The sequence below is a fragment of the Bradyrhizobium sp. 164 genome, assembly GCF_023073715.1.
In the GTDB taxonomy this organism is placed as follows: Bacteria; Pseudomonadota; Alphaproteobacteria; order Rhizobiales; family Xanthobacteraceae; genus Bradyrhizobium.
On sequence record NZ_JADPKA010000029.1, the window covers coordinates 264,344 to 290,049 of the forward strand.

At 64.5% G+C, this 25,706-nt stretch carries 25 protein-coding genes; 14 read left to right on the plus strand and 11 right to left on the minus strand.

Annotated features, from left to right (window positions below):
• Nucleotides 1-2: 2 nt before the first annotated feature.
• Nucleotides 3-1,181 carry a saccharopine dehydrogenase NADP-binding domain-containing protein gene (locus tag IVB01_RS12465; RefSeq protein ID WP_247277089.1) on the plus strand — a complete coding sequence of 393 codons (1,179 nt, stop codon included), beginning with the start codon at nt 3-5 and terminating at the stop codon, nt 1,179-1,181.
• Between the two features lie 179 nt (nt 1,182-1,360).
• On the opposite strand, the gene IVB01_RS12470 is transcribed toward IVB01_RS12465, so the two are convergent.
• Nucleotides 1,361-2,557 (minus strand): FAD-dependent monooxygenase, encoded by a 1,197-nt coding sequence (locus IVB01_RS12470; RefSeq protein WP_247277090.1) that lies wholly within the window; start codon nt 2,555-2,557, stop codon nt 1,361-1,363.
• A gap of 148 nt (nt 2,558-2,705) precedes the next feature.
• On the opposite strand from IVB01_RS12470, the gene IVB01_RS12475 reads away from it, so the two are divergent.
• Nucleotides 2,706-3,182 (plus strand): MarR family transcriptional regulator, encoded by a 477-nt coding sequence (locus tag IVB01_RS12475; RefSeq protein ID WP_247277188.1) that lies wholly within the window; start codon nt 2,706-2,708, stop codon nt 3,180-3,182.
• Here IVB01_RS12475 and IVB01_RS12480 read toward each other — a convergent pair.
• The 3 genes from IVB01_RS12480 to IVB01_RS12490 form a co-directional block, all read right to left on the minus strand.
• Nucleotides 3,151-4,407, minus strand: coding sequence for an O-antigen ligase family protein (locus tag IVB01_RS12480; protein WP_247277091.1), 1,257 nt, complete (start codon nt 4,405-4,407; stop codon nt 3,151-3,153). The genes IVB01_RS12475 and IVB01_RS12480 overlap by 32 nt on opposite strands.
• Nucleotides 4,408-4,568: 161 nt before the next feature.
• Entirely contained in the window at nt 4,569-6,119 is a 1,551-nt protein-coding gene (locus IVB01_RS12485; RefSeq protein WP_247420701.1) for an undecaprenyl-phosphate glucose phosphotransferase, read from the minus strand.
• Nucleotides 6,120-6,231: 112 nt separating this feature from the next.
• Complete coding sequence (locus IVB01_RS12490) at nt 6,232-7,365, minus strand: glycosyltransferase family 4 protein (RefSeq protein ID WP_247277093.1); 1,134 nt, start codon at nt 7,363-7,365, stop codon at nt 6,232-6,234.
• Nucleotides 7,366-7,566: 201 nt separating this feature from the next.
• Here IVB01_RS12490 and IVB01_RS12495 point away from each other — a divergent pair, with 201 nt between their 5' ends.
• Nucleotides 7,567-9,813 (plus strand): exopolysaccharide transport family protein, encoded by a 2,247-nt coding sequence (locus IVB01_RS12495; RefSeq protein ID WP_247277094.1) that lies wholly within the window; start codon nt 7,567-7,569, stop codon nt 9,811-9,813.
• 104 nt (nt 9,814-9,917) lie between these two features.
• Here IVB01_RS12495 and IVB01_RS12500 read toward each other — a convergent pair whose 3' ends face one another.
• Entirely contained in the window at nt 9,918-11,099 is a 1,182-nt protein-coding gene (locus tag IVB01_RS12500) for a GNAT family N-acetyltransferase (RefSeq protein ID WP_247277095.1), read from the minus strand.
• 127 nt (nt 11,100-11,226) lie between these two features.
• Between IVB01_RS12500 and IVB01_RS12505 the strand changes: the two genes are divergently transcribed.
• On the plus strand, nt 11,227-12,270 hold the full coding sequence (locus IVB01_RS12505; RefSeq protein ID WP_247277096.1) for a polysaccharide deacetylase family protein: 1,044 nt from the start codon (nt 11,227-11,229) through the stop codon (nt 12,268-12,270).
• On the opposite strand, the gene IVB01_RS12510 is transcribed toward IVB01_RS12505, so the two are convergent.
• Nucleotides 12,267-12,497, minus strand: a complete 231-nt coding sequence (locus tag IVB01_RS12510) for a DUF2842 domain-containing protein (RefSeq protein ID WP_247277097.1) — start codon at nt 12,495-12,497, stop codon at nt 12,267-12,269. The two genes, IVB01_RS12505 and IVB01_RS12510, sit on opposite strands and share 4 nt — an antisense overlap.
• Before the next feature lie 108 nt (nt 12,498-12,605).
• On the opposite strand from IVB01_RS12510, the gene IVB01_RS12515 reads away from it, so the two are divergent.
• The gene (locus IVB01_RS12515) at nt 12,606-13,688 is read left to right on the plus strand and encodes a COX15/CtaA family protein (RefSeq protein ID WP_247277098.1); all 1,083 of its coding nucleotides are present in this window, start codon (nt 12,606-12,608) and stop codon (nt 13,686-13,688) included.
• Here the strand turns inward: IVB01_RS12515 and IVB01_RS12520 are convergent, their stop codons facing one another.
• The 4 genes from IVB01_RS12520 to IVB01_RS12535 all read right to left on the minus strand — a co-directional run bounded on the left by IVB01_RS12520 (nt 13,689) and on the right by IVB01_RS12535 (nt 17,035).
• Entirely contained in the window at nt 13,689-14,033 is a 345-nt protein-coding gene (locus IVB01_RS12520) for a hypothetical protein (protein ID WP_247277099.1), read from the minus strand.
• A gap of 155 nt (nt 14,034-14,188) precedes the next feature.
• Nucleotides 14,189-15,469 (minus strand): O-acetylhomoserine aminocarboxypropyltransferase, encoded by a 1,281-nt coding sequence (locus IVB01_RS12525; protein WP_247277100.1) that lies wholly within the window; start codon nt 15,467-15,469, stop codon nt 14,189-14,191.
• 137 nt (nt 15,470-15,606) lie between these two features.
• Nucleotides 15,607-16,191, minus strand: a complete 585-nt coding sequence (locus IVB01_RS12530; RefSeq protein WP_247277101.1) for a CoA-binding protein — start codon at nt 16,189-16,191, stop codon at nt 15,607-15,609.
• A gap of 19 nt (nt 16,192-16,210) precedes the next feature.
• The gene (locus tag IVB01_RS12535) at nt 16,211-17,035 is read right to left on the minus strand and encodes an enoyl-CoA hydratase (RefSeq protein WP_247277102.1); all 825 of its coding nucleotides are present in this window, start codon (nt 17,033-17,035) and stop codon (nt 16,211-16,213) included.
• An 86-nt stretch (nt 17,036-17,121) separates the two neighbouring features.
• Here IVB01_RS12535 and IVB01_RS12540 point away from each other — a divergent pair, with 86 nt between their 5' ends.
• From IVB01_RS12540 to IVB01_RS12565, 6 genes are all read left to right on the plus strand, one after another.
• Nucleotides 17,122-17,550 carry a PaaI family thioesterase gene (locus tag IVB01_RS12540; RefSeq protein ID WP_247277103.1) on the plus strand — a complete coding sequence of 143 codons (429 nt, stop codon included), beginning with the start codon at nt 17,122-17,124 and terminating at the stop codon, nt 17,548-17,550.
• 155 nt (nt 17,551-17,705) lie between these two features.
• Nucleotides 17,706-18,170 carry a 50S ribosomal protein L13 gene (gene rplM / locus IVB01_RS12545; protein WP_011087726.1) on the plus strand — a complete coding sequence of 155 codons (465 nt, stop codon included), beginning with the start codon at nt 17,706-17,708 and terminating at the stop codon, nt 18,168-18,170.
• A gap of 1 nt (nt 18,171) precedes the next feature.
• Nucleotides 18,172-18,651: a 30S ribosomal protein S9 gene (gene rpsI, locus IVB01_RS12550; protein ID WP_247277104.1), complete on the plus strand. Its 480-nt coding sequence runs from the start codon at nt 18,172-18,174 to the stop codon at nt 18,649-18,651.
• Between the two features lie 229 nt (nt 18,652-18,880).
• Nucleotides 18,881-20,101: a GGDEF domain-containing protein gene (locus IVB01_RS12555; protein ID WP_247448795.1), complete on the plus strand. Its 1,221-nt coding sequence runs from the start codon at nt 18,881-18,883 to the stop codon at nt 20,099-20,101.
• Between the two features lie 59 nt (nt 20,102-20,160).
• Nucleotides 20,161-20,397: a hypothetical protein gene (locus tag IVB01_RS12560; RefSeq protein ID WP_247277106.1), complete on the plus strand. Its 237-nt coding sequence runs from the start codon at nt 20,161-20,163 to the stop codon at nt 20,395-20,397.
• A gap of 101 nt (nt 20,398-20,498) precedes the next feature.
• Nucleotides 20,499-20,795, plus strand: coding sequence for an antibiotic biosynthesis monooxygenase family protein (locus IVB01_RS12565; protein ID WP_247277107.1), 297 nt, complete (start codon nt 20,499-20,501; stop codon nt 20,793-20,795).
• Nucleotides 20,796-20,804: 9 nt separating this feature from the next.
• On the opposite strand, the gene IVB01_RS12570 is transcribed toward IVB01_RS12565, so the two are convergent.
• Nucleotides 20,805-21,944 carry an AI-2E family transporter gene (locus tag IVB01_RS12570; protein ID WP_247277108.1) on the minus strand — a complete coding sequence of 380 codons (1,140 nt, stop codon included), beginning with the start codon at nt 21,942-21,944 and terminating at the stop codon, nt 20,805-20,807.
• A gap of 248 nt (nt 21,945-22,192) precedes the next feature.
• Between IVB01_RS12570 and IVB01_RS12575 the strand changes: the two genes are divergently transcribed.
• The 3 genes from IVB01_RS12575 to IVB01_RS12585 all read left to right on the plus strand — a co-directional run bounded on the left by IVB01_RS12575 (nt 22,193) and on the right by IVB01_RS12585 (nt 25,463).
• Nucleotides 22,193-22,966: a gamma-glutamyl-gamma-aminobutyrate hydrolase family protein gene (locus IVB01_RS12575; RefSeq protein WP_247277109.1), complete on the plus strand. Its 774-nt coding sequence runs from the start codon at nt 22,193-22,195 to the stop codon at nt 22,964-22,966.
• Between the two features lie 356 nt (nt 22,967-23,322).
• Nucleotides 23,323-24,705, plus strand: coding sequence for a nodulation protein NfeD (locus tag IVB01_RS12580; protein ID WP_247277110.1), 1,383 nt, complete (start codon nt 23,323-23,325; stop codon nt 24,703-24,705).
• Nucleotides 24,702-25,463: a slipin family protein gene (locus IVB01_RS12585; RefSeq protein WP_247277111.1), complete on the plus strand. Its 762-nt coding sequence runs from the start codon at nt 24,702-24,704 to the stop codon at nt 25,461-25,463. The genes IVB01_RS12580 and IVB01_RS12585 overlap by 4 nt, the downstream gene beginning before the upstream one ends.
• Nucleotides 25,464-25,706 lie beyond the last annotated feature (243 nt).

The window sequence follows — 25,706 nt, forward strand, 5'->3', positions numbered from 1 at the left end:
TTATGAGCTCTGCGAAATTCGACATCGTCGTCTACGGCGCGACCGGTTTCACCGGCCAACTCGTCGCCGAATATCTGTCGGCGCATTACAAGGACGGCAAGGCGCTGACATGGGCGCTGGCCGGCCGCAGCCTCGACAAGCTGAGATCGGTGCGCGAAGCGATCGGCGCACACGCCGAGACGCCATTGATCGTGGCCGACGCGTCGGATGCGGCTTCGCTGAAGGCGATGGTGGCGCAGACCAGATCGGTGATCACGACGGTCGGACCGTATCAGTTCTACGGCGAGGAACTGCTCGCGGCCTGCGTCGCTGCGGGCGTGGATTATTTCGATCTCTGCGGCGAGCCGGTCTGGATGCGGAAGATGATCGACAAATACGAGGCCGCGGCCAAGGCAAGCGGCGCGCGCATCGTGTTTTCCTGCGGCTATGATTCCGTGCCGTTCGAGCTTGGCACTTTCTTCGTGCAGGAAGAGGCCAAGCGCGTGTTCGGCGCGCCGGCGCCGCGCGTCAAGGGCCGCGTGCGCGACATGCGTGGTACGCTGTCAGGCGGCACCGCGGCGAGTGCAAAAGCGACCTTCGATGCGGTTGCCAAGGACCTCAGCCTTGTCGCGATCCTGAACGATCCGTTTGCGTTGACGCCCGGCTTCACCGGCCCGAAGCAGCCGAAGGGCAACAAGCCCTTCGTCGAGGAGGACCTGCAATCCTGGGCGGCCCCGTTCGCGATGGCGCTGATCAACACGCGCAACGTTCACCGCTCCAACATGCTGATGGGCTTTCCCTACGGCAAGGATTTCGTCTACGACGAGATGGTGCTGACCGGTCCGGGCGAGATGGGCGAGGCCAACGCGAAGCGCGTGATGGCGGCAAACGCCGGCAAGACCGGCCCCGGCGCACCGAAGCCGGGCGAGGGACCTTCGAAGGAAGAGCGCGAGAACGGCCTCTTCGATCTGCTGTATGTTGCGATCGCGCCCGACGGCCGCCAGGTGCGCGCCGGCGTCACCGGTGACCGCGATCCCGGCTACGGCTCGACCTCGAGGATGATCTCCGAATGCGCGATCTGCCTGCTGCGCGATGCGGCTGACGTTCCGGCCGGCTTCTGGACACCGGGTGCAGCGATGCAGCACAAGCTGATCAAGCGGCTGCGTGACAATGCGGGGCTGACGTTCGAGGTGGAGACGTAGCTCCTCGCCTCTCGTCGCAAGCTGCGGGGCAATCGCATATGGCGCTTTGCGCGCCCTGAGCGCGCGCCTCGTCCTTCGAGACGCCCGCTTCGCGGTCTCCTCAGGATGAGGCTAAGCATCATCGGTGCTCGTTGAAATGAGTGCCGCGTACCCGGTCGTCATCCTGAGGGCCCGCCAAATCACACCGCCCGCGCGTCGTAGGCGTACATGAAATCCATGCCCTTGGCGCCGAGTGGCAGGAGCCACTTCAGCATCTGATTGCGAACCCACGCACCGGTGGCGCTAAACTCGCGCTTGCTGTTGCCATTGCGGCGCGCCATGGCGACGATCTTTTCGGTGCGCGGGCGGCGCGCGGCCTCGAAGGTCTGGAACGTGGCGCTGAGCTCCTGCCCCTCCTGCATCAGCCGCGCGAGCCGCATCGCATCCTCCAGCGCCAGCGAAGCGCCTTGGCCGGCATGGGGGCTGGTCGCATGCGCCGCATCGCCGATTAGCAGCGAGCGCTTGCGCGACCAGGTCGGCAAGGTCGCGACGTCGAGCGTGTCGGTGACGACGATGTTCTCGGCCGCTTCGATGATGTCGGAAATCGGATCGTGCCAGCCGCGATGAAAGCCGCGCAGATGCTGCTTCATCGTCGCGTGGTCGAGCGCGCGAAACATCACCGCGTCCATGCCGTGCGCCGGCTGCGTGCTCCACCACATCACGCCGTCGTCCGGTTCGGGGCTGCAATAGCCGTAGCCGAAGAAGCCACTCTGTCCGAACGTCGTCTCGACGTGGCGGCCGATCGGCCTGCCGTCGAGCACCGCGTGCGGCACGAAGCCGCCGAAGCCGATCAGTCCGGTGTTGAACGGCTGCGGCCCATCCGGCACCACCTGGCGGCGCGCCACCGAGTGAACGCCGTCGGCGCCTATCAGGAAGTCGCCCTCGGCCGTGGTGCCGTCGGCGAAGTAGGCGATGATCGGCTGGTCGCCGCGGTCCTCGATCTTGATCAGGCGCTTCTCGAAGTAGAGTGAGACGCAGGCACACCAGGCCTTGTCGATCAGGATTTCGTTCAGCGTGGCGCGGGAGATGTTGACGGCCGGCTGGCCGAAGCGCCGCTCCATGTCGCGGTTGATCGAGCCGAGCCGCTCGCCGTCCTGCGAATAGAAGTCGAAGGCCTCCGCGACCGAGCCGCGGCTGATCAACTCTTTCGCAAGGCCGATCTCGTCCATGACATGCATGCCGTTCGGTGCGATCTGAAGGCCGCCGCCAATGCCCTTCGAATAGGGCCAGGCCTCATAGATCGCCGACTCGATGCCGGCCCGGCGAAGCAGGATCGCAGCGACGGGCCCGGCGATGCCGGCGCCGATGATCAGGGCCTTGCGGGGACGATAGGACATGGCTTGCTCCCGACGTTTCCGCGGTGCTAGGAGAAATTACGGCTAGCTAAATCTCTTAGTAGCTAAGATGTATACCGACTAAGTGATGAGGCGGATCTTGTCAAGGACGAAGGCGCGCGATGCGCTGTTGCAGGAGCTCGAGGAGGCGATGCGCAGGTCGTCCGCGCAGGGCGTGCTCTACGGCCAGACCGTTGCGAACGTTGCCGGAATTGCCAATTCCGACCTTGAATGCATGGACATCCTGTATCTCGAAGGCCGTGTCACTGCGGGCCGGCTGGCCGAGGTCACGGGGCTCACGACCGGCGCCATCACCGGCGTGGTCGACCGGCTCGAAAAGGCTGGCTTGGTGCGCCGTGAACGCGACGAGACCGATCGCCGGAAGGTTTTCATCGCGGTCGTGCCGGACGCGGCGATGAAGATCGGTCAGTTCTACGTACCGATGCAGCAGGCGATGGAGAAGGTGTTCGGCGGCTATTCAGACGAGGAACTGCGTCTGCTGCTGCGCTTCGCCAATGAGGGCTACAAGGCCGTGCTCGCAGCCACGGAGGCGCTCAAGGGCCTGCTCGAGACCCCGCCGGAGAAGCGTCCCGCTCTCAAGCTGAAGAAGCTTCGTCGTCAGCCTTGATTTTGTAGACCTGTGCGGCCGCGATCATGCCCCACATCGCGCCCAGCATCATCCAGAAGTGCCGCCAGTGGTCGGTGTCGATCACAAAATTTTCGCCGATAGTGCCGATGAAGGCAGAGAACACCGCGAGATAGGCGCGCTGCCAGGGCACGCGGACGAAGATGTGGCGGAAGCCCATGATGACGGTGGTGAAGACCAGCGCGGGATAGCACACGCCGGAGAGCCAGCCGCCGGACATGAAGGCGTTGAGATAGGAGTTGTGGGTGTCCTCGGGGAAGAAGCGGTGGAATTGCAGGGGGCCGATGCCGAACGGCAGGTCGAGCGCCATCTCGGCGCCGAGAATGTGGCGGCCGAACCGGCCGAAGCGGCCCTCGTCATAGCTCTGGTCGAAGCTCGCGCGCTGCTTGAACATCTCGGCAATCGAGTCGAATGACAGCAGCACCGCGATCAAGGCCAGTCCCAGCACCGCGGCGACGATCGCCATGACGATGATGCGGGAGCGCTGCGCGTTGGTGCGGCTGGTCAACACCATCAGCGCCAGCATGAAGGCGGAGGTCAACACCAAGCCGCCCCAGGCGGCGCGGGAGAAGGCGAGCAGGATCGCCAGCGACATGAGGCCGAAGCCGATGACATTGCGGAACGCCTTGCCGAGCTTGTCCGAAACCACGCTCTGGAGCGAGAACAGCGCCGGCAGGATGAGGAAGGCGCCGAGCACGTTCGGATCCTTGAACGTGCCGCGCGCGCGTCCGTAGAGCGTGAGGAGATCGTCTCCGCCGGGGATCAGGTGGAAGTAACCGGCGACCGCCAATAACGAGGCCACCATGGCGCCGACCACGAGCCCGCGGCGAAGCATGTCGAGCCGGGCCGCCGTATCCTCCGAGGTGACCATCGCGAAGAACACCACGGTCACCGCCATATACCAGGAGGTCGCGATCCAGCTCGCCACCTCGGACTGATCGAGCAGCGGGATCGCGCTGATGGTGTAGCCGACATTGAGCAGGACCAATATCAGCACCAGCGGCATCAGCGCGAGCTTCAGCCGCAGACCGGTGGCAAAGAAGGTGACAGTCGCGAGCAGCGTCGCGATCTCGTAGGGACTCGGCTCGATGAACACGATCGCGCCCGACGCGCCGACCAGCCATACCAGCGCGCGCTGGAGGGCCAGCACGCCGGGTGCAGCCCGTACGGCTACGTTCACTTCACCGGCTGTCGCCGCATACGCCATCGCACGCTCATACGCTTACGCTACTGGTACGCCACAATACCGCTGTCATCGCCCAGCTTGACCGGGCGATCCAGTACTCCGCGGCGCCTATTGCGGACAACGGTTGGCGCTGCGGAGTACTGGATGCCCCGCCTTCGCGGGGCATGACAGATAAACTCAATTCAATACGCGTTCTCGTTCTTGGTTAGCAGCGAGATCGGCGTCTTCAGGAGAATGTAGAGATCGAACAGCACCGACCAGTTCTCGATGTAATAGAGGTCGAACTCGACGCGTTTCTGGATCTTCTCTTCATTGTCGATTTCGCCGCGCCAGCCGTTGATCTGCGCCCAGCCGGTGATGCCGGGCTTGACGCGGTGGCGCGCGAAGTAGCCGTCGACGGCTTCGTCGAACAGGCGGCTCTGGAGCTTGCCCTGCACCGCATGCGGACGCGGGCCGACCAGCGAGAGGTTGCCCGAGAAGACCACGTTGAAGAGCTGCGGCAACTCGTCGAGGCTGCTCTTGCGGATGAAGCGGCCGACGCGGGTGACACGTGGATCGTTCTTGGTCACGACCTTCGAGGCGGTCGGATCGGCCTGATGGTGGTACATCGAGCGGAATTTGTAGACGTCGATCCGCTCGTTGTTGAAGCCGAAGCGTTTCTGGCGGAACAGCACCGGGCCGGGGCTGTCGAGCTTCACGGCCAACGCCACCAGTCCCATAACCGGCAGCGCGGCGAGCAGCGCGAGACTGCCGACGATGCGGTCGAACAGCCATTTCATCACCAGATCCCAGTCGGTGATCGGCGCCTCGAACACGTCCAGCGTCGGCACTTCGCCGAGATAGGAATAGGAGCGGGGCCGGAAGCGCAGCTTGTTGGTGTGCGCGGAGAGGCGAATGTCGACCGGCAGCACCCAGAGCTTCTTCAGCATCTCCAGGATGCGGGTCTCCGCCGAGATCGGCAGCGCGAACAGCACGAGGTCGACACGAGTGCGGCGAGCGAATTCGACGATATCGTCGACCTTGCCGAGCTTGCGCGCGCCGGCGCAGGTGTCGAGCGCGCGGCTGTCGTTGCGATCGTCGAACACGCCGAGAACGTGGATGTCGGAATCCTCCTGCGCCTTCAGCGCCTGGACCAGTTGCTCACCGTTGCTGTCGGAGCCGACGATGATGGTGCGGCGGTCGAGCCGGCCCTCGCGCGCCCAGCCGCGCACCAGCGAGCGCAGGACGAGACGCTCGGCCATCAGCGCGGCGAGCCCGAGGAAGTAGAAGGCGGCAAGCCACAGCCGCGACACTTCGCTGCCGAATTTGGCGAAGAACGAGATGCCGATGAAGAGCAGGAAGACGAACGACCAGGACGAGATCATCCGCGTCATCTGCCGAAGCTGCCCGCGGAACAACTGCACCTGGTAGATGTCGGCGGCCTGGAAACAGACCACAGCGGCGACCGCCACCGCGATAATCTCCGCAGGATAGACCCAGTTGAACCCACCGGCGAGCGGCATGACATAGCCGGCGTAGAGCGCAATGCCGACGAGGCTGAGCAACGCGAAATCAGCCAGGCGGACGAAGCCGGCGATCACGATGGGCGAATAGGCGCGGGCGACCTTCTGATTGACGACCTCGAGCGCTGCGGGCGAGAGCCGGCGGCGGCGCTCCACAAAGGGTTGGTCAGCAGGCTTCGCCGCGGCGCTGGTCGCGGCATCGAGCATCGAGCGTGCGTTGAGCGGTTCCACGAGCGTCCACGTCCATTCCAAAGCCCGCGGCACGGTTTTGCGCGCCCGGGCATCCCCCGCACTTCGATTATCGAACAAATCGGAAGATTTTCTAAAGCGGGCTTAAGAATGGTTAATGATTGGCAAATGCGTCGCGATAAGCGGCGAGCACGCCGTCGACCATCGCCTGCTGCGAAAAATGCGCCGAGATGCGCGCGCGCAGGGCGGTTGCGCGCTGGGCCGTCCCTTGCGGATCGTCGAGCGAGGCCGCGATCGCCTCGGCCATGGCCTCGGAATTGCTCGGCGCGAACAGGGCGGGGCTCTCCGGCCCGAAGATCTCGGGAATGCCGCCGATGCGGGCCGCGATCATGGGAATGCCGGCAGCACCAGCCTCGATCACGACATAGGGCATGGAATCGCCACGCGAGGGGACGACCAGCAGCCGGCCCTTGGAGAAGCCGTACCGCGCCTTGACGTGCCCGATGAAACGGATCGCGCTGGAGAGGCCGAGCCTCTCGACCTGAGCCTTCAGCGCCGCGGTTTCCTCGCCGTCGCCGCCGAGCGTCAGCGTGACCTTCTTGCCGTTCTCGTGCAGGCGCGCGACGGCATCGACCAGCAGATCCGCGCCCTTGATGTGCCTGAACTCGCCGACATAGGCGAGGTCGGTGGCATCCTCGGCAGTCGCGACGGGCTCGAACTCCTCCGCCGTGACGCCGTTGAAGACGCAATGCACCACGCCCTTGGGCGTGCCGACGATGCGTTGATAGGTGTCGCGGGCAAATGCGCTCTCGAACAGGAACAGGTCGGTCGCGTCCATCAGCGTGCGCTCGAGCCGCGCGTAGAACTCGCCCTTGAATGTGTTGAGGGGATAATGCAGCGAGCCGCCATGCGGGGTGTAGATGCGGATGGTGTCGTCGGAGCGCCGCCGCATTCGGATGAAGGCGCCGGCCTTGGCGCCATGGCCGTGCATGACGTCGGGCCTGAGCGTCGCGATCAGGCGTCGCATGCGAAGCCACACCAGGACGTCGTCAGGTGACGGTTCGCGGCGGATCGCGAGCCGGTGCACGCCGAGCTTCAGTCGCGGCGCGAGTCCGGCAAGCGCCTTGTCGGCACGCTCGCCGCCGGTGAGGCTGTCGGCGAGGATGCCGACATGATGGCCGCGGTCGACCTGGCCATTGGCGACGTCGAGGATGTGGCGGAAGATGCCGCCAACTGGTGCGCGCACGGCGTGCAGGATGCGAAGCGGCCGGTCGGGAGAAGGGGGCATGATCAAAACCAGCGCTCGACGGCAACTGCCGAACAATTTCGCGAAATAATCGAGACGGATTAAGGGCCCTCGTGGTTAACAAACGGTGACGGGCGCGCATGCGTCAGTCGCTGGACGCAGCGATTAACCCAGCGGCAACCTTAATGGAGTGTAGTCGCCCTGGTGGGGTAGCTTGTGGCGTTGCCCCTGCGGGAGTGTTCGATGCGTTTAGCGTTCTGGCGTGCCGGCAAGGACAAGGCGGTGATCGAGCGGGCTGTCTCAAAGTCCAAACCCGAAGCCGCGCCCAAGGTCCAAGCGAAGCCTGCGCCGGTCGTCGCGAAGCAGGCGCAAGTCGAATCCGGCGACATCGACCTGCACGGGCTCGGCGCGGCATTGGCGCGCAAGCGCGGCTGGATCATCGTGCCGACTGTGCTGGTGCTCGTTGCATCGGTTGTTGCCATCAATCTCGTCACACCGCGCTACAAGTCTGAATCGCGGATCCTGATCGATGGCCGCGAGAACGTGTTCCTGCGCCCGAATAGCGATCGCACCGAAGAGCGGCAGGCGCTCGACGCCGAGGCCGTCACCAGCCAGGTGCAGCTCGTGCTGTCGCGCGATCTCGCGCGCGAGATCATCAAGAAGAACAAGCTCGCGGAGCGGCCCGAATTCGATCCGGTGCTGCAAGGCATCTCGCCGCTGAAGTCGCTGGCAGCGCTGGTCGGCATCGCCCGCGATCCGTTCTCGATGACACCGGAAGAGCGCGTGCTGGATGCCTATTACGAGCGCCTCCAGGCTTACGCCGTCGACAAGTCGCGCGTGATCGTGGTCGAATTCCAGTCCGCCGATCCCGAGCTCGCCGCGCGCGTCGCCAACTCTATCGCCGACGTTTATCTCGTGCTCCAGCAGGGTGTACGCCAGGAGCAGGCCAAGAACGCCAGCCAGTGGCTGGCGGGCGAGATCGAGAATTTGCGCAAGAAGGTGTCCGAGGCGGAGGGGCGGGTCGAGGACTTCCGCTCCAAGTCGAGCCTGTTCGTCGGCACCAACAACACCACGCTGTCGAACCAGCAGATGGGCGAGATCAATACCCAGCTCAACAACGCGCGCTCGATCAAGGCCGACGCAGAATCCAAAGCGCGGCTGATCCGCGAAATGCTCCAGAGCGGAAAGCCGATCGAGGCATCGGAGGTGGTGAACTCCGAATTGATGCGGCGGCTCTCGGAGCAGCGGGTGACGCTGCGTGCGCAGCTCGCCGAGCAGTCATCCACGCTGCTCGGCAATCATCCCCGGATCAAGGAGTTGAAGGCGCAGCTTGGCGACCTCGACAATCAGATCCGCGACGAAGCGGCGAAGATTTCGCGTTCGCTCGAAAGCGACGCTCGAATCGCCAGCGGCCGGGTCGACGGTCTGACGGCGAGCCTCGAGCAGCTCAAGAAGCAGGCGGCATCCACCAACGGCCAGGACGTGCAGCTCCGCGCGCTCGAGCGCGAGGCCAAGGCGCAGCGCGACCTGCTGGAAACCTATCTCGCCAAATATCGCGAGGCCAACACCCGCGAGACCATCGATACCGCCCCGACGGACGGCCGCATCATTTCGCGCGCCATCGTCTCGAATACCCCGGCCTACCCTAAGAAGCTGCCGATCGTGCTGATCGCGACGATTGCGACGCTGCTGCTGTCGTCCGGCGTCGTCGTCACCGGCGAGCTGCTGCGCCAGACTGCGCCGCGGGCTGTGGCTGCGGTCCTACCGTCACGGGCGACGGTGCGCCAAGAACCGGCAGCGGAGCCGGTGGTCGAGCCGAGGGTCGATCCCGTCGTCGGCGAGCCCGGGCCGCTTCAGCCGGCGATGGCCGCTGAGGCCGAGATGACCGAATTCGCCGAGATCGAGCAATTGGCCGAGAGCCTGCGCGCCGCGGGCGCGGCGGCGAAGAAGATTACGGTGCTCGGCACCGCGGCCGGCGACTCGATTACGCTCTCAGCGCTGACGCTCGCCCGGCATCTCGCGCGTGACGCACGCGTCGTCGTGGTCGATCTCGCCGCGTCCTCGCCGACCATTGCCGCGGTGGCCGTCGATGCCTCCGCGCCCGGCCTTGCCGAGCTGATGCAGGGCGAAGCGTCTTTCGCGCAGGTTATCACCCGGGACAAGCTGTCGCGGCTGCATCTGGTCATGGCCGGCCGCCCCGGCTTCGATCGCAGCCTGCTGCAATCACCGCGGGTGACGCTCGCGATCGATGCGCTGCTCCGGGCCTACGACCACGTGCTGCTGGATGCCGGCGGTGCCTCCGACCTGCCGGCCGAGTTGCTGACGGCCGATGCCCGCGCCGTCGTGGTACCGGATGCATCGATGGCACAGGATGCGCGCACGCTGATGTGCGAGCAGCTGAGGGCCGTCGGCTTTAGCGACGTGACGATGCTGAGCAGGCCGGTGCAGCCGTCCAATGCGATGGACGCGCCGCGCGTGGTGGCGGCGTAGGCGAGGGCGCTGCCCCCGGTAATCTACCGATCAGTGCTGCTCTTACCTCCCCCTCCAGGGGAGGGAAGAGGCAGCCCGCAAATGGAGAGACGAGGGCGCCGACCTTACCCGAACGCCTGACGCAGACTGCGCGCCAGGTCGAGCAGCATCTGGTTCTGCTTCACCAGCCGCTTGCCACGGTTCAGCGAGGACATTGCCACCGCCGCGAGCCTTCCGCGCGAGGTCAACGGGACAAAGCTGTCAAAAATGTCTTCGTCGTCCTTGCAGAACATCCGCTTGTAGTCGTCCGAGCCGATGCCGAGGTCGAGCGAGCGGTACCCGCGCTCGGCGCAGCGGTCGATGATGTAGCGCATCAGGATCAGACCGGGACTGTAGCGGGCATTCTCGGACATCGTGTAGGTGTTGAACATCATCGAGAGGCGCTGGCCGTCGGCGACGCCGGCAAAGATCGCGATCACTTCCTCGTCGCATTCGAGCGCGTGGACGTCGATCACGCGTCCTTCTCCTCGCCGGGCAAGGCAGGCGCTGCGGATGAATTGTTCGACGCCCGGTTCGGCGAAGACGTTCGGCAGCTTCTGCTCCGCCATCCGCGCCGGCTTGACGCGGAAGAACCAGTCGAGCAGGCGCACGATGTCCGCATCCGTGGTCGCAAGGTGGTAGCGGTAGCCCGCGAGGGCCTGGAGCTTCTTCTCCTTGCTCTTGAGGCGACGACGGAAGGAATTGCTGATCCGCGATGCGGGCGGACCGCCCGGCTCCATCGCCAGCAACGGGCAGCCGTTGACCGAGCTCTGCCGCGGCAGCAGCGCAAACGGGTTCTGCTGATCGTGCCAGCGCTTAGGCTGCTGCGTCAGCGAGAGGACGTCGACATGCTCGCGCAGCGGCGCAAACAGCGCATCGAGATCGGCGAGGACGGCCTGTGCCGCGAATTCGACGTTCCACAGGCCCATGTTGAAGGTGGTATGCTTGCCGCCCATGAAGCAGGCCGTGCGCACGCCGTGGGCTTGGCGCAGCGACAGCGGCAGCAGCACGAGCGGCCGGTACTCGACGTCGCGGGCGATCACGACGAACGGGCGCGCGCCCTCGCGTTTGCCGACCAACTGCTGCCAGGGACCGAGCAGGTCAAACCGCTGATACGGCGTGAAGAGGTGGCCGCTCTCCTCGAAGGCGCGCCAGACCGCCTCGGCCTCGTCGAGATCAGCGACGATATCGACCTGGCCGATGCGGCCCGCTTTCGACCGCGCTGGCGCTTCTGCCGTCCGGCTTTGCATCGCCGCAGCCATGGTCATTCGCGAAACCTGTCGAGAAATCGAAAATATACGTATTTCGGCCGGTGGCCGACCTTTGCAAACAAATGTCAACAAAGGGTAATGACGATAGGAAAGGGAACAGGGGGGCTGCGCGAAGGTGGGGACCTTGGCATCCGACGACAGATGGCTGGAGCGTCTTCGGCTTGAGCTGGCCTGGTTCAGCGGCCAGGCTGCGTTGCGCAGCCGTGGTGCCGGCGCCATCCTGCGCTTTGCGCATGTGCGGCCGCGGCGGCGCGGCGGCTTTCAGCCGCTGGGGGCGCACGAGATCACGCCGCAGTTCCTCGACCGCGCCATTCGCGCGCTGAAGCAGTGGAAGTACGATTTCCTTGGCATGGACGAGGTCTGCCGCCGCGCGGTGACGCTGCCGGAGAAGCGGCGCTTCGTGGCGCTGACCTTCGATGGCGCCAACAAGGATTTCATCAACTTCGCCTATCCGGTGCTGGCGCGGCACGCTGTGCCTTGCACGATCTATGTCCCTACCGCCTTTCCCGACGGCGTCGGCGAAGCCTGGTGGTTCGGGCTCGAACGGATGATCGCGCGCGAGAGCCGCATCAGCCTGATGATGGGCGAGAAGGAGCAGCGCTTCACCGTCACCGACAATGCCGAGAAGCAGGCGCTGTTTTCGTATCTCGAGAGCTGGTTGCGTTCGCTACCGCCGGCGGATCTGTCGGCGGCGATCGCCGATCTTTGCGCGCGCTACCGGATAGACCTCGCCGCGATCTCGCGCGAGGCGTCGATGGGTTGGGAAGATCTGACGAAGCTCGCCGCCGATCCGCTCGTCACGATCGGCAGCGCGACCGTCAACTATCCTGTTCTCGCTAACATGAAGGATGCGGCCGCGCTCCGCGAGATGACCATGGGCAAGGCGGTCGCGGAAGCGGCTTTCCGCCGCGAGATCAGGCATTTCGCCTTTCCGTTCGGCGATCGCTCTTCGTTTGGGCGCAGCCACGTCGTGATGGCAGAGGAGGCCGGCTTTGCCAGCGCCGTGTCGACGATCCCGGGCATCGTGGATGCAGAGGGACGCACCAATCTGCGCGCGCTGCCGCGGATCTCGTGGGACGGCCGGGTGCGATCGCTGCGCATGATGCGCGTGCTGGTGTCCGGCGTTGCCTTTGCGCCGGTGAAGCCGACCGGCAGTGCCGCGAACTAGAAGGGCTGCGAACTGGACTTGGCGCGATCGGGACGCTGCATCCAGCTCACGATCGGCATCGCCGGTAGCACCCATCCCATGCCAACGACCACGTAGTAGATCGCCTGGCGCCAGCCGGACTCGGCGATCCACGGCATCTGCGCCAGCGCCATGCCGAGCAGGGCCCAGACCGTGGCCAGCATCAGGAGCAGGATGGCGCCGAGGAACTTGCGGGTGCGGATCGTCATGGCGGGAGCTTGCTGCGTTGGCGTAACTTGCGCTGCGGGAGCGGGGGACTATAAGGGGCGCGCAGTCCGGTTCAAGCCTCCTTGGTTCAAGTCCTGGTTTTTGCCCTAATGACGACGATTTCCGCCCCGTCCGAACCGCATCGCGCCGTGCGCGTGTGGCTGATCGCCGTGGCCGCGCTGATCGCGCTGATGGTGCTGGTCGGTGGCGCGACGCGGTTGACGGAATCCGGCCTCTCGATCGTCGAATGGAAGCCGGTAACGGGCAGCGTGCCGCCGCTCACCGAGGCGCAGTGGACCGAGGCGTTCGAGGCCTACAAGAAGATCCCGCAATATCGCGAGCTCAATGCAGGCATGAGCCTGTCCGAGTTCAAGGAGATCTTCTGGTGGGAGTGGAGCCACCGGTTGCTCGGCCGTTTCATTGGCATCGCCTATCTGCTGCCGTTCCTGTTCTTCCTATGGCGCGGCGGTCTGTCGGGTGAGCTGAAGCGGCGGCTATGGCTGCTGTTTGCGCTCGGCGGGCTTCAGGGCGCGGTCGGCTGGTGGATGGTGGCCTCGGGCCTGTCGGAACGCATCGAGGTGTCGCAATATCGGCTGGCGACGCATCTGGTGCTCGCGCTTCTGATCTTCGCCGGCATCGTCTGGACGGTGCGGCGGCTCAAGGAGCGGCCGCAGATCGCAGCACCTGCGCGCCTGCGGTTCACGAGCGCGCTGCTCCTCGTCGTGACTTTCGTGCAGATCTATTTCGGCGCGCTGGTCGCGGGCCTGCGCGCCGGACGCGCCTACAACACCTGGCCGCAGATCGACGGCGCGTTCATTCCTTCGGCAGAACGGCTGTGGTTCGAAACGCCGTGGTGGCGCAACCTGTTTGACAACGTGCTGACGGTGCAGTTCGAGCACCGTATGACCGCGTACGCGTTGTTCGTGCTGGCGGCGCTGCACGCGGTTGACGCCGTGCGTTCGCGCGCAGGTGCGGCGGCAAGCGGCGCGCTGTGGTTGTTGGCTGCGGTAAGCATGCAGGCGGTGCTCGGTATCCTGACGCTGCTCAACCAGGTTCCGATTGGACTGGCGCTTGCGCACCAGGCGGTCGCGATCGTCGTGTTGATACTCGCGGTGGTGCAGACGGAGCGACTGGCTTCGCGGCAGTCGATCGAGGCGCGGCCGCGCGGTGTTCCGCTCGGTCAGGCGAGCTGATCAGCAATAGCCATAGATGCCGCACGCGTAGGGCAGTCGCCAGAAATAGTCGACCTGCTTTCCGCCGTAATACGGGCCCTGATAATCGTAATCCCAGGGGCGACCGTAATAGCCCGGCAGCGTGTGCGAGCCGGGCAGCAGCGGCGTGCCGGGCAGGTTGCGGATGTAACTGCCGATGCCATAGGCCGGCGAGATCAGCGCGTCGGGATCGGTCTCGACATAGACTCTTGGCGCTTCCTGCGGCGGAACAGCTGCGCGCCGCTGCGGCGTGGCCGGCAGATCGGCAGCCAGCGCGGTTGAAACCGTCAGCATCGCCGCAAGGGCAGGCACCATCCAGCGCAGCATCGTCGGCTCCGAATCAAAGGAGGGATCCAGTGACGATGTATGCGGCAGATATGGTTAACGACTGTTAACTGACGTGAGCCATTCCGGGCGGGCGAAGCACCGAACCCGGAATCTCGGGTTCAGCGCTACGCGCCCCCTGGCATGACGCCAAAGCCTTACGCGCCCAGCGCCTGTTCCAGATCCGCAATCAGATCTTCCTTGTCCTCGATGCCGATCGAGAGCCGCACCACGTCGGGGCCGGCGCCGGACTTGATCTTGGCGGCATCGTCGAGCTGGCTGTGCGTGGTCGAAGCCGGGTGGATCACCAGCGAGCGGGTGTCGCCGACATTGGCCAGATGCGAAAACAGCTGCAATTTCGACACCAGGCTGACGCCGGCATCATAGCCGCCCTTAAGGCTGAAGGTGAACACGGCGCCCGCGCCCTTCGGTGCATATTTGCGCGCGAGCTGATTGTATTTGTCGCTCGGAAGGCCGGCATAACTGACTGAAGCCACCGCCGGGTGGCCGACGAGGAATTCGGCGACCGCCTTGGCATTGTCGCAGTGCTTCTGCATGCGCAGCGGCAGCGTCTCGATGCCGGTCAGGATCATGAAGGCGTTGAACGGCGACAGCGCCGGCCCAAGATCGCGCAAGCCCAGCACGCGGCAGGCGATCGCGAAGGCAAAATTGCCAAAGGTCTCCTGGAGGCGGATGCCGTGATATTCGGGCCGTGGCTCCGACAGCATCGGATATTTGCCGCCGGTGGACCAGTCGAAGGTGCCGGCATCGACGATGATACCGCCCAGCGAATTGCCATGGCCGCCCAGGAATTTCGTCAGCGAGTGCACGACGATGTCGGCGCCATGGTCGATCGGGCGGATCAGATAGGGCGAGGCCAGCGTGTTGTCGACGATCAGCGGCACGCCGGCTTTGCGCGCCACCGTCGAGATCGCTTCGATGTCGGTGATGCCGCCGGCGGGATTAGCGATCGACTCGATGAAGATCGCCTTCGTGCGCGGCGTCACCGCGCGCTCGAAGCTTGCGATGTCGTCGGGATCGGCCCACACCACGTTCCAGCCAAAGCTCTTGAACGCATGCGTGAACTGATTGATCGAGCCGCCATAGAGCTTTCGCGCCGCGATGAATTCGTCGCCGGGCTGGAGCAATTGCTGCAGCACCACGACTTGCGCAGCATGGCCCGAGGCCACCGCAAGCGCGGCCGTGCCGCCTTCGAGCGCCGCGACACGTTCTTCCAGCACCGCGTTGGTGGGATTGCCGATGCGGGTATAGATGTTACCGAACGCCTGCAAACCGAACAGCGAGGCGGCGTGGTCGGCATCGTTGAACACGAAAGACGTCGTTTGATAAATCGGAGTTGCGCGCGCACCGGTGGTGGGATCGGGCTGTGCACCGGCATGCACGGCGAGCGTGGAAAATCCTGGAAGGCGATCGCTCATTGAGGCGTCCTGTTCTCTTGATCTGAAATCGCGCGGCATGCTGATCGGCGCGGCATCCGCCGTCAAGCTGCTGCTTCACATCGGAACGATCGTGCTACGCATTGTCGCGATCGCGAAATGAATCCTTCGCGATCGCGTCAGCGCTGCTCGGTCTTGTTTTTGGCGGCGCGATCGGATGCCGCGGTGTCGCCACCGCCGACACTCATCCGATTGAGGGATAGCCGCATGCCTTGCGTCGGTGCCGGAGCGCGCTTGGAACTGAGCGTGCGTGAATTGACGCCCATCCAGGAGATCTCGGACGACAGGCGGCCGTATTCGATCTTGGGACAGCGGTTCATCACCACCTTGATGCCGACGGACTCTGCCTTCGCCGCCGCCGCGTCGTCGCGCGCGCCAAGCTGCATCCAGATCACCTTCGGCAGCGGATCGAGCGTGAGCGCCTCTTCGACGACAGGCATGATGTGGCTCGAGTTGCGAAAAATGTCGATCATGTCGACGGGACGGCCGATGTCTACGAGCGAGGCGACGAAGGGGTTTCCGAGCAGCTCCTTGCCGACATGGCCGGGATTGACCGGGATCATGTCATAGCCGCGCTGCGCCAGATATTTGAACGCAAAATAACTCGGCCGCACGTTGACGGGCGAGGCGCCGACCATTGCGATCGACTTCACGCTGTTGAGGATGCCGCGGATGTAATTGTCGGGGTAGGCGTCGTGGTTCATCTCTTATCTTTTCTTGTTATCATTCATCCCGCCACGTCGGCGTACGCTTCTCGATGAAGGCGCCAATGCCTTCCTCGGCGTCGCGCGCCATCATGTTCTCGGTCATCACCTCTGCCGCATAGCGATAGGCATCGGCAAGGCTCATCTCGGCTTGGCGATAGAACGCCTCCTTGCCGAGCTTGACGGTGTAGGCGGATTTCAGCGCGACCTGATTTGCGAGCGCAATCGCGGCCTCGCGCTCAGTGCCGGCGGGGACCACGCGATTGATAAGGCCGATCTCGCGGGCGCGCGCGGCCGGAATCGGCTCGCCCGTCAGCAGCATCTCCATCGCCTGCTTGCGCGGAACGTTGCGCGACAGCGCCACCATCGGCGTCGAGCAAAACAGTCCGATATCGACGCCGGGCGTGGCGAAGCTCGCAGCGTCCGAGGCGATCGCGAGATCGCAGCTTGCAACCAGCTGGCAGCCGGCCGCGGTGGCAACGCCCTGGACCGCGGCGACGACCGGTTTGGGCAGGCGCACGATCGCCTGCATCATGGCGCTGCAGGCGGTCATGATCTGCGCAAAATAGGCGCGGCCGTGATCAGGATCGACGCGGCGACCGCTCAGTTCCTTCAAATCGTGGCCCGCGCAGAATGCCGGTCCGTTGGCCGCGATGACGGCCCCGCGGATACGCTTGTCCTCGGCGATCGCATTCACGCTCGCGTGCAGATGCCCGATCATCGCCTCAGAGAGGCTGTTGCGGGCCTCGGGCCGGTTCAGCGTGAGGATGGCAATGCTGCCGACGATTTCGCGCAGCAGGATCGGCGGTTGCGGGGAAGGGGCGCGGGCGACCTGGGCGGACATCGAAGCGTTTCCGGTTAGATTATTGCATTTGGATGACGCAGATAACTTAATGTACCAGGGGACATGAAGCGAGGGTGGGGAACAGCATGGCGTTAGCAAAAATGAGCGTGGCAGAGCTCGAGCAGTTTCTGCGCGACGAGTTTCCCCAGGCCTTCAGCGGCGATGACGTTACGATCGAAAGCGCCGATGGCCAAACCTGCCTTTTGCGTCAGCGCTACAGCGAAAGGATGCTGCGGCCGGGCGGAACCGTGTCCGGCCCGACGCTGATGGCGCTGGCCGATTTCGCCATGTACGTGGTGCTGCTGTCGGCGATCGGGCCGATCGGGCTGGCGGTCACCACCAATCTCAACATCAACTTCCTGCGCAAGGGCCAGCCGGGGCAGGACGTGCTGGCGGAGGCGCGGCTGCTCAAGCTCGGCAAGCGCCTTGCGGTCGGCGAGGTAAATCTGCTGTCCGGAACCTCGCCCGACCCAATCGCGCATGTCACCTCCACCTATTCCATTCCAAATGTTTGAGGTTTTTGCAGGTATATTAGTACCATAATTTCAAACCATTGATATTGTTAGTGTAATTTCGCGCTTTGGGCATTGACCGCTGCGCCGCTCTTCTCTAGAAACCGCCCAGTCCGGTGCGGTGTTCGCGCCGATGTCTCCCTCACGGAAATTCTGACATGAAAACCTTTTCGGCAAAGCCGGCCGAGGTGACGAAGAAGTGGGTGCTGATCGACGCCAAGGGTCTGGTCGTCGGCCGTCTCGCCACCATTGTCGCCATGCGGCTCCGCGGCAAGCACCTCCCGACCTACACCCCGCACGTCGATTGCGGCGACAACGTCATCATCATCAACGCGCAGCATGCGGTCCTCACCGGCCGCAAGCGCGAGCAGAAGACCTACTACAAGCACACCGGCTACGTCGGCCACGTCAAGGAGCGCACAGCGCGCCAGATCCTCGAGGGCAAGCATCCTGAGCGTGTGCTCGAGAAGGCCGTCGAGCGCATGATCCCGCGTGGTCCGCTCGGCCGCGTGCAGATGGGCAATCTCCGCGTCTACGGCGGCGCCGATCATCCGCACGAGGCGCAGCAGCCCGAGAAGATCGACATCGCCAAGTTGAACCGCAAGAACACGAGGGCCGCATAACATGGCCGAATCCATCCAGTCGCTCGACCAGCTCTCGCAGCTCAAGACGGCGGCCGCGCCCGAGGCGCCCAAGCACGAGAAGAAGGTCGACAAGTTCAACCGCGCCTATGCTACCGGCAAGCGCAAGGACGCGGTCGCCCGCGTCTGGATCAAGCCGGGCGCCGGCAAGGTCATGGTCAACGCGCGTGAGGTCGAGGTCTATTTCGCCCGTCCCGTGCTGCGTATGATGATCCAGCAGCCGTTCGTCGCGGCAGCGCGCGCCGGCCAGTATGACGTGATCTGCACCGTCGCCGGCGGCGGCCTGTCCGGCCAGGCCGGCGCCGTCCGTCACGGCATCTCCAAGGCGCTCACCTATTTCGAGCCGGAGCTGCGCAGCGTACTCAAGAAGGGCGGCTTCCTCACCCGCGACTCCCGCGTGGTCGAGCGCAAGAAGTACGGCAAGGCCAAGGCCCGCCGGTCCTTCCAGTTCTCGAAGCGTTAATCATTTCGGCCGCATTCGCCGCGAAAGCGGCTTCAATGAGATGCAAAAGGGCGCTGATTTCAGCGCCCTTTTTGTTGTTCGTTTGTACGCAAATTGATGGCGTGTTTCCCGAAAACTTGGGTCCGCGCGAAAACCTGAATGGAACCCGCGGGACATAGCGTCGCATTCGGAAGGGCGCGCAAATCGGCGGTGCCGATCGCGTAACTGCTATGTTCTAGAGGGGGCCGACATGATGTCGCTCGATAGCATCACGCTCTATTTGGTCGCCACCATGGTTGCCGCACTGCTCGGCGCCATGATGGTGTTTTTCGGCAGGCAAGAGAACAGCCCCGCGCTGAAATGGTGGGGCACCGCCTATCTGCTCGGTGCAGCCTCCGTCGCGCTGTGGACTGCGGCCGGCGAAAAGCTGGGGCCGCATCTTTACCTCGCGCTGAACGCGATCGGATTCGCGGCCTGCGGCATGGTCTGGAACGCCGCGCGAGTCTTTCATGGCCGCAAGCCGAACTGGCCCGGCCTCGTGCTTGGCGCGCTCGCCTGGATCGCCGCCGTGACGCTGCTCGGCGCCGAGCCGTCCATGCTGCGTATGATCATCGGTGCTGGCATCGTCTCGGTCTATGCGGCGCTGACCGCGAGCGAACTCTGGACCGAGCGGCGCAAGAGCCTGCAACGGCGCTGGCCGGCCTTCGCGGTGCCGATGATGCATGGCTGCGTCTTGATGCTGCCAATCCTCATCGGCAGCTTCCTGCGCCCCCACGATGCGACCTTCTCGTCGAGCATCTGGGTCACCGTGTTCGCGGTCGAACTCGTGCTCTATGCCGTCGGCACCGTGTTCGTGATCTTCATGCTGGTGTCCGAGCGCACGGTGACCGCGCACCGGACCGCCGCGTCCACCGATCCCTTGACCGGCATGCTCAACCGGCGCGGCTTCTCCGAAGCCTGCTCGCGCGTGATCGAGCGCGAGGCCAAGGCCGGGCGGCCGGTGACCGTGATGATCTTTGATATCGACCACTTCAAGTCGATCAACGACCGGTTCGGCCATCCCGCCGGCGACGAGATGCTGAAATTGTTCTCGACCGTAGTCGTCAACAACCTGCGCATCTCCGACCTCTCGGGCCGTATCGGTGGCGAGGAGTTCGCAGCCCTGCTGCCGTGTTCGCTGGAAGAGGGGGTGCTGGTCGCCGAGCGCGTGCGCGAAGCGTTCGAGACCTCCGGCGTCGTGGTCGATGAAGGTCCGGTCGATACCACCGTCAGCATCGGCGTCGCCGGCGGTCCGGCCGGCACCGAGCTCGAGGTGCTGCTGGCCTCGGCCGACACCGCGCTCTACCAGGCCAAGCGCGGCGGCCGAAACCGCGTCGAGGCGGCGGAGGAGCTGCCGCTGTCGCTGGAGAACTGGCGCCGCCAGAGCGCGGCGCGGACCGGCGCCGCGCAGGTGCGTCCGGCCACCGCCTGAGACGGCAGGCGACCTTGCGGTAATCCTCTGTTTACCATTCGATCCCTACCATCATGGTCATGGAATCGATCCGTCGACAGACCCCGCAGGCCGCCCTGATGTCACTCGAAGCCCAAGCTGCCTCGGCGCGCGGTGGCTTCGCCTGTCTGTTCTCGACCGCGGACGAATACGAGCGCGCGCTGATCACGGAGCGTCGTTCTCAAGGACGATACGGCCAACGCCGCAGCTACTGGCCCTTCGTGCTGTTCGTCGGTTGCGCGTTCATCGTGGTGGGCACCGTGCTGCTGCTCGCCTGAGAGATCTGCGTTTGCCAGCCGGCCAAGCGCCGTTTCGGAGCCTTTTTCTTTTGCGACGGCTGCGGTAGACACGCCCATCGAACAAAAATGGGTGGAAACCGATGATCACCGAGATCGCGCAGATCGACGTCAAGCCGGGCAGCGAAAAGGATTTCGAGGCGGCTGTGGCGAAGGCAAAGGCCGCCTTCGGCCGCTCCAAGGGCTTTCACGGCTTCGAACTGCACAAGTCGATCGAGAAGCCGCAGCGCTATCGGCTGATGGTGAAGTGGGCGAGCCTGGAAAACCACACCGTCGATTTTCGCGGCTCCGAAAACTTCACGGAATGGCGCGGCCTCGTCGGCCAGTATTTTGCTTCACCCCCCGAAGTCGAGCACACCGAGATCGTGCTGACGACCTGACGAGCAGGCTCAGGCCGCCTCGGTCAGAGACGGCGCCTCATACGTCTTGAAATGATCGATCATGACCTTGGCAATGGCGACCAGTGGCAGCGCCAGCGCGAGGCCCCAGATTCCGAACACGACGCCGAGCAGGATCTGGAACGCGAACAGCGTGGCCGGTGGAATGTCCAGCGCCTGGCGCTGAAGGAGCGGCGTCAGCACGTAGCTCTCCATGGCATGCACGCCGAGGAAAAGCAGCAGCGCGGACAGCGCCGCGATCCAGCCCGAAGCCAGGCTCGCCAGCACCACGATGACGCCGGCGATAATGGCGCCGACGGTTGGGATGAAGGCAAGCAGGCCAGCCTGGATTCCCAGGATGAACGCGCCGGGGATGCCGATGATGGCCAGGCCGATCCAGGTCACCGCCCCGACCGCGAGCATGACCGTAATCTGCGCGATCAGCCAGCGCTCCAGCGTCTCAGCGGTACGGTCGATGATGAGGGTGACGCGCGTACGATGCTTGGCCGGCGCGAGGAACAGCAGGCCGTCGTGATAGACGCCGGGTTGGGCCGCGAAGGACAGCCCCAGGAACAGCACGATAAAAATGTTCCCGACACCGTGGATGGTGCCGAGCAGCAGCTTGAAGGTCTGGCTCACAATCGCTCCGCCGCTGGAAGCGAGTGCGCCGGCGCCGGGCAAAGGACCGCGCGTGGGCGCTGCTGGTGAGGGCGTAGAGCTCGCCGGCGCGTCGGCCGAAGAGTCAGATGCAGCATTGCCGAGGTCGAAGAAGCTGGTGTCGATGCCGTGGTTTTCGAGGAAAGACCTGACGTTGGTGATCTGCGACTTGATGGTCTTGCTCAGCAGCGAGGCCTGCTCCGCGATGGTGGCGCCGCCGAGGTAGGCGACGCCCGCGAGCATCAAAGCGAGGGCGATGCAGACGATCGCGAGCCGGACGGGATGGGGCAGTTGCACGCGGCGGCCAAGCGCGCCCGTCAGCGCGTTAAGGCCAAGGCCGAGCAGCATGCCGGTGAAGATCAGCAGCAGGGTGGCGGCAAAATACCAGGTGAAGACCAGCATCGCCGTGAACAGCACGACACTGACGCCCCCGACCGAGATCGCCCAGGCGAGATCGGCGCGGGCGCGGGGCCGTTCATCTGCGGGAATGGTCACATCGGGTCCTTTCGGCGGCTGCGGGGAGGCACTCTTTCGCGAAATCCCGCCTCGGATCAAGCCGGTCGAAAACCGCCGGTTTGACGTTGTCCACGGCCTCGTCGGGCCAGCGCGAACAGTGTCGCGGCCGCCCTCCGGCCAGGCATTTGCGCGAAAATGGCATTGCCGTCCCGCGATCCCCTCTGTTGAATTTGTTCTCCCCCAAGGGCATGTTTGGAGAATCTTCTTGCGGGAGGTCGGAACGGGAGATGAGAAAGCCGGTCGTCGGCGTGATCGGGAATTCCCATCGCGTCGAAAATCGATTTCAGGTCCAGATGGTCGGCGAGCGAAATCTGCGCGCCGTAGCCGAGGTCTCCGGTGGCTTGCCGCTGATGTTCGCGGGCTCGCCCGACATCACCGATATCGGGGCGCTGCTCGATACTGTCGACGGCGTCATCCTCACCGGCGCCCGGGCCAACGTGCACCCGACGCGTTTCAACGTCGATCCTTGCGAGAAGCACGAGCCTTACGACATCCACCGCGACGAAGTCGCGCTGGCGCTCTCGGTGGCCTGCGTCGCCCGCGGCATCCCGCTGTTCGGCATCTGCCGGGGCCTGCAGGAGATGAACGTCGCGTTCGGCGGCTCGCTGCATCCCGAGATCCGCGAAATCCCGGGCCGCATAAACCACCGCATGCCCAGGCTCGAGAATGGCGAGATCCATCCTGATCCCACCGTGGTGTTCGCCGACCGCCACGACGTCGACCTGACGCCGGGCGGCGCGTTCGCGAAGATCCTCGGCTGCGAGAAGATCCGGGTCAATTCGCTGCATGGTCAGGGCATCCTGGAGCCCGGCAAGCGCGTTCTGATCGAGGGCGTCGCCGAGGACGGCACCATCGAGGCGATCCGCATCGCCGAAGCCCCGACCTTCGCGCTCGGCGTGCAATGGCACGCCGAATACGATCCCCAACGCAATCCGATCAATCGCAAACTGTTCGAGGCCTTTGGCGAGGCGCTCGCGGCGCGGCAGAAGGCTGCGGCGTAGGCTAAGCACACGGCGAGAATGCCTCGGTTTTTCGGCAATCCGGTTTCTGCCGCAACGTCTGTGCCAGAATCGAGGAGCACGAGCCCTCGCACTGATCGCTCGGCGGCATGCAGCCAACGAGCGAGATCATCGCGAGCACGGACCGGTCGGCACGGACGGCGTGAGGGTGGTAGGACGGCAGCGCCTGGCGCCGGGCGGATCAGCTAGGCATGGTCGGCCGCTGCCTCTCTTGGCCCAATCACATCGCCATCCTGCAGGACCATCGCATTGCGTTGCACAATCGCGACGTTGGTCTCCACGCGCAGCATTGAGGTTCACGAGAGGACCACCATATGCTCTGCAAGGGAGCCCTTGCCGTGCAGACCATGAAGGCGGCCCTCGTTGCGGCGATTACCGTCGTGGCTTTGACCTGCTGCCTCCTTCCCAGCTCAGCGGAGGAGAGCGGCCGTGTTGCACTGGTTGCTTCGATCGACGGGGCCATTGGCCCTGCGTCAGCCAGCTACGTGCGGGAGGCTTTGGCCAAAGCGAGCGAACGGCGCGCCGAGGTCGTGCTTCTGAGAATGAACACGCCCGGCGGTCTCAATTCCAGCATGCGCGAGATCATCGCGGATGTGCTCGCCTCGCCCATCCCTGTCGTCGGCTACGTCGCCCCCTCCGGCGCCCACGCGGCGAGTGCCGGGACCTACATTCTTTATGCGACCCACATCGCGGCGATGGCACCAGGCACCAATATCGGTGCGGCGACGCCGGTCCAGATTGGCGGGCCGCTACCGGGCCTGCCGAGCGGCACACCCGAGAAGGATGGCAAAGACAAGAAGGATGAGCCGAAGGACGCGATGACGGCGAAGGCAACGAACGATGCCGTCGCCTTTATCCGCAGCCTTGCCGAGCTGCGCAACCGCAATGCGGATTGGGCAGAGAAGGCGGTGCGTGAGGCCGCCACTCTCTCTGCCAATGGCGCGTTAGGGGCACATGCCATCGATCTCGTCGCGCGCGATCAGGCCGAATTGCTGCGGCAGATCGATGGCCGTGTGGTGGAGATTGCAGGCGGCAAAACGCAACGCCTCGCGACGAAGGATGCTGTCGTCGAAGCCATCGAGCCGGGACGGATATCCCGCTTCCTGGCGGTCATCACCGATCCGAACGTGGCGTTCATTCTCCTGATGGTGGGCATTTACGGTCTGATCTTCGAGTTCATGTCTCCCGGAGCCGTCGCTCCTGGAGTGGTCGGCGCGATCTGCCTGCTGATCGGCCTCTATGCGCTCAATTTGCTGCCGATCAACTATGCCGGCCTCGCCCTGATGCTGGTCGGACTCGTGCTTCTCACGGTCGAAGCCTTCAATCCGACGGTGGTGATCGGTCTCGGAGGGATCATTGCCTTCGTGCTGGGTGCGCTGATGCTGTTCAGGGTCGAGGCGCCCGGCTACCGCCTGTCGTGGTCGGTGATCGGCATCACTGCAGCTGTGTTCGTCGGCTTTGCTCTGGTCTTGCTTGGTTCGCTTCGGCGTGCCGCCAAGGCTCCTGAACGGGTCGGCGCGCAGGCCATGCGAGGCTTGCCTGCTGAGGTCCTCGACTGGAATGGGAGCGAAGGTCATGTCTTCGCCCATGGCGAGCGCTGGCAGGCGCGCGGCGCCGACACGTTCAAGCCCGGAGAGACGGTGGAAGTTACCAGCGTCGTCGACCTGACGCTGCTGATACGGCGCGCGCCGCTGCGGACCGGTAAGGGAGGTACATCATGATGCTGGAATATCTGACCTATGCGGCACTCGCGCTGCTGGTCATCATGTTTCTGTCCCAGGCCATTCGAATTCTGCGCGAATACGAGCGCGGCGTCATCTTTACGCTCGGCCGCTTTACCGGTGTGAAGGGCCCGGGCCTCATCATCCTCGTTCCGATCGTGCAGCAACTCGTCAAGGTCGATCTACGCGTGATGGTGCAGGTCGTGCCGCCGCAGGACGTGATTTCGCGAGACAACGTGTCCGTCAAGGTCAATGCCGTTCTGTACTTCCGCATCGTCGACCCCGAGCGCGCCATCATCAAGGTCGGCGATTACATGGCGGCCACGAGCCAGCTCGCCCAGACCACGTTGCGTTCGGTGCTTGGCAAGCACGAGCTCGACGAGATGCTTGCGGAGCGCGACAGGTTGAACGCCGATATCCAGGAGATCCTCGACAAGCAGACTGACATCTGGGGCATCAAGGTCACCGGCATAGAGATCAAGGACGTCGATATCAACGAAACCATGGTTCGCGCGATTGCCAAACAGGCCGAGGCGGAGCGCTTGCGGCGAGCCAAGGTGATCAATGCGATGGGCGAGCAGCAGGCCGCCGAAAAGCTCGTCGAAGCCGGCCGGATCCTCGCGCAGGAGCCTCAGGCAATGCAGCTGCGTTATTTCGCGGCTCTGCACGACATCGCCGGCGAACGGTCGTCGACCGTCGTGTTTCCGCTACCGACGGGCTTGCTCGACCATTTCATGCCGCGGCCTAACAACCCGTAGCCGCAAGCGGCGCGGATGACCCATCTCGGCCCAAATGGGCCTCTCGAATGTTGATGCCTACTTAAACGGGAGAAACATTCGAAGGACCCCGCCTATGGCGGACCCCCGGGCGAATATCACGCCCTCATGGTGAGGAGCTCGCCTCAGCGTGCGCCTCGAACTATGCAGGCAGGCCGAGCACGTTCGGCAAGATTGCAGCAGTCATCTGCGATAGCCTTACCACAACTTCCGAAACGAAAAGGC

Bases quoted from the DNA above. Each gene is read 5' to 3' on its own strand.
- IVB01_RS12500 (WP_247277095.1), bottom strand. From the start codon at position 11,099: ATGACCATGGCTGCGGCGATGCAAAGCCGGACGGCAGAAGCGCCAGCG.
- IVB01_RS12480 (WP_247277091.1), bottom strand. From the start codon at position 4,407: ATGGCGTATGCGGCGACAGCCGGTGAAGTGAACGTAGCCGTACGGGCT.
- IVB01_RS12575 (WP_247277109.1), top strand. From the start codon at position 22,193: ATGAGAAAGCCGGTCGTCGGCGTGATCGGGAATTCCCATCGCGTCGAA.
- rpsI (WP_247277104.1), top strand. From the start codon at position 18,172: ATGGCCGAATCCATCCAGTCGCTCGACCAGCTCTCGCAGCTCAAGACG.
- IVB01_RS12560 (WP_247277106.1), top strand. From the start codon at position 20,161: ATGGAATCGATCCGTCGACAGACCCCGCAGGCCGCCCTGATGTCACTC.
- IVB01_RS12565 (WP_247277107.1), top strand. From the start codon at position 20,499: ATGATCACCGAGATCGCGCAGATCGACGTCAAGCCGGGCAGCGAAAAG.
- IVB01_RS12530 (WP_247277101.1), bottom strand. From the start codon at position 16,191: ATGAACCACGACGCCTACCCCGACAATTACATCCGCGGCATCCTCAAC.
- IVB01_RS12495 (WP_247277094.1), top strand. From the start codon at position 7,567: ATGCGTTTAGCGTTCTGGCGTGCCGGCAAGGACAAGGCGGTGATCGAG.
- IVB01_RS12535 (WP_247277102.1), bottom strand. From the start codon at position 17,035: ATGTCCGCCCAGGTCGCCCGCGCCCCTTCCCCGCAACCGCCGATCCTG.
- IVB01_RS12525 (WP_247277100.1), bottom strand. From the start codon at position 15,469: ATGAGCGATCGCCTTCCAGGATTTTCCACGCTCGCCGTGCATGCCGGT.
- IVB01_RS12510 (WP_247277097.1), bottom strand. From the start codon at position 12,497: ATGACGATCCGCACCCGCAAGTTCCTCGGCGCCATCCTGCTCCTGATG.
- rplM (WP_011087726.1), top strand. From the start codon at position 17,706: ATGAAAACCTTTTCGGCAAAGCCGGCCGAGGTGACGAAGAAGTGGGTG.
- IVB01_RS12490 (WP_247277093.1), bottom strand. From the start codon at position 7,365: ATGCCCCCTTCTCCCGACCGGCCGCTTCGCATCCTGCACGCCGTGCGC.
- IVB01_RS12515 (WP_247277098.1), top strand. From the start codon at position 12,606: ATGACGACGATTTCCGCCCCGTCCGAACCGCATCGCGCCGTGCGCGTG.
- IVB01_RS12465 (WP_247277089.1), top strand. From the start codon at position 3: ATGAGCTCTGCGAAATTCGACATCGTCGTCTACGGCGCGACCGGTTTC.
- IVB01_RS12555 (WP_247448795.1), top strand. From the start codon at position 18,881: ATGATGTCGCTCGATAGCATCACGCTCTATTTGGTCGCCACCATGGTT.
- IVB01_RS12520 (WP_247277099.1), bottom strand. From the start codon at position 14,033: ATGCTGCGCTGGATGGTGCCTGCCCTTGCGGCGATGCTGACGGTTTCA.
- IVB01_RS12470 (WP_247277090.1), bottom strand. From the start codon at position 2,557: ATGTCCTATCGTCCCCGCAAGGCCCTGATCATCGGCGCCGGCATCGCC.
- IVB01_RS12475 (WP_247277188.1), top strand. From the start codon at position 2,706: ATGCGCAGGTCGTCCGCGCAGGGCGTGCTCTACGGCCAGACCGTTGCG.
- IVB01_RS12540 (WP_247277103.1), top strand. From the start codon at position 17,122: ATGGCGTTAGCAAAAATGAGCGTGGCAGAGCTCGAGCAGTTTCTGCGC.
- IVB01_RS12585 (WP_247277111.1), top strand. From the start codon at position 24,702: ATGATGCTGGAATATCTGACCTATGCGGCACTCGCGCTGCTGGTCATC.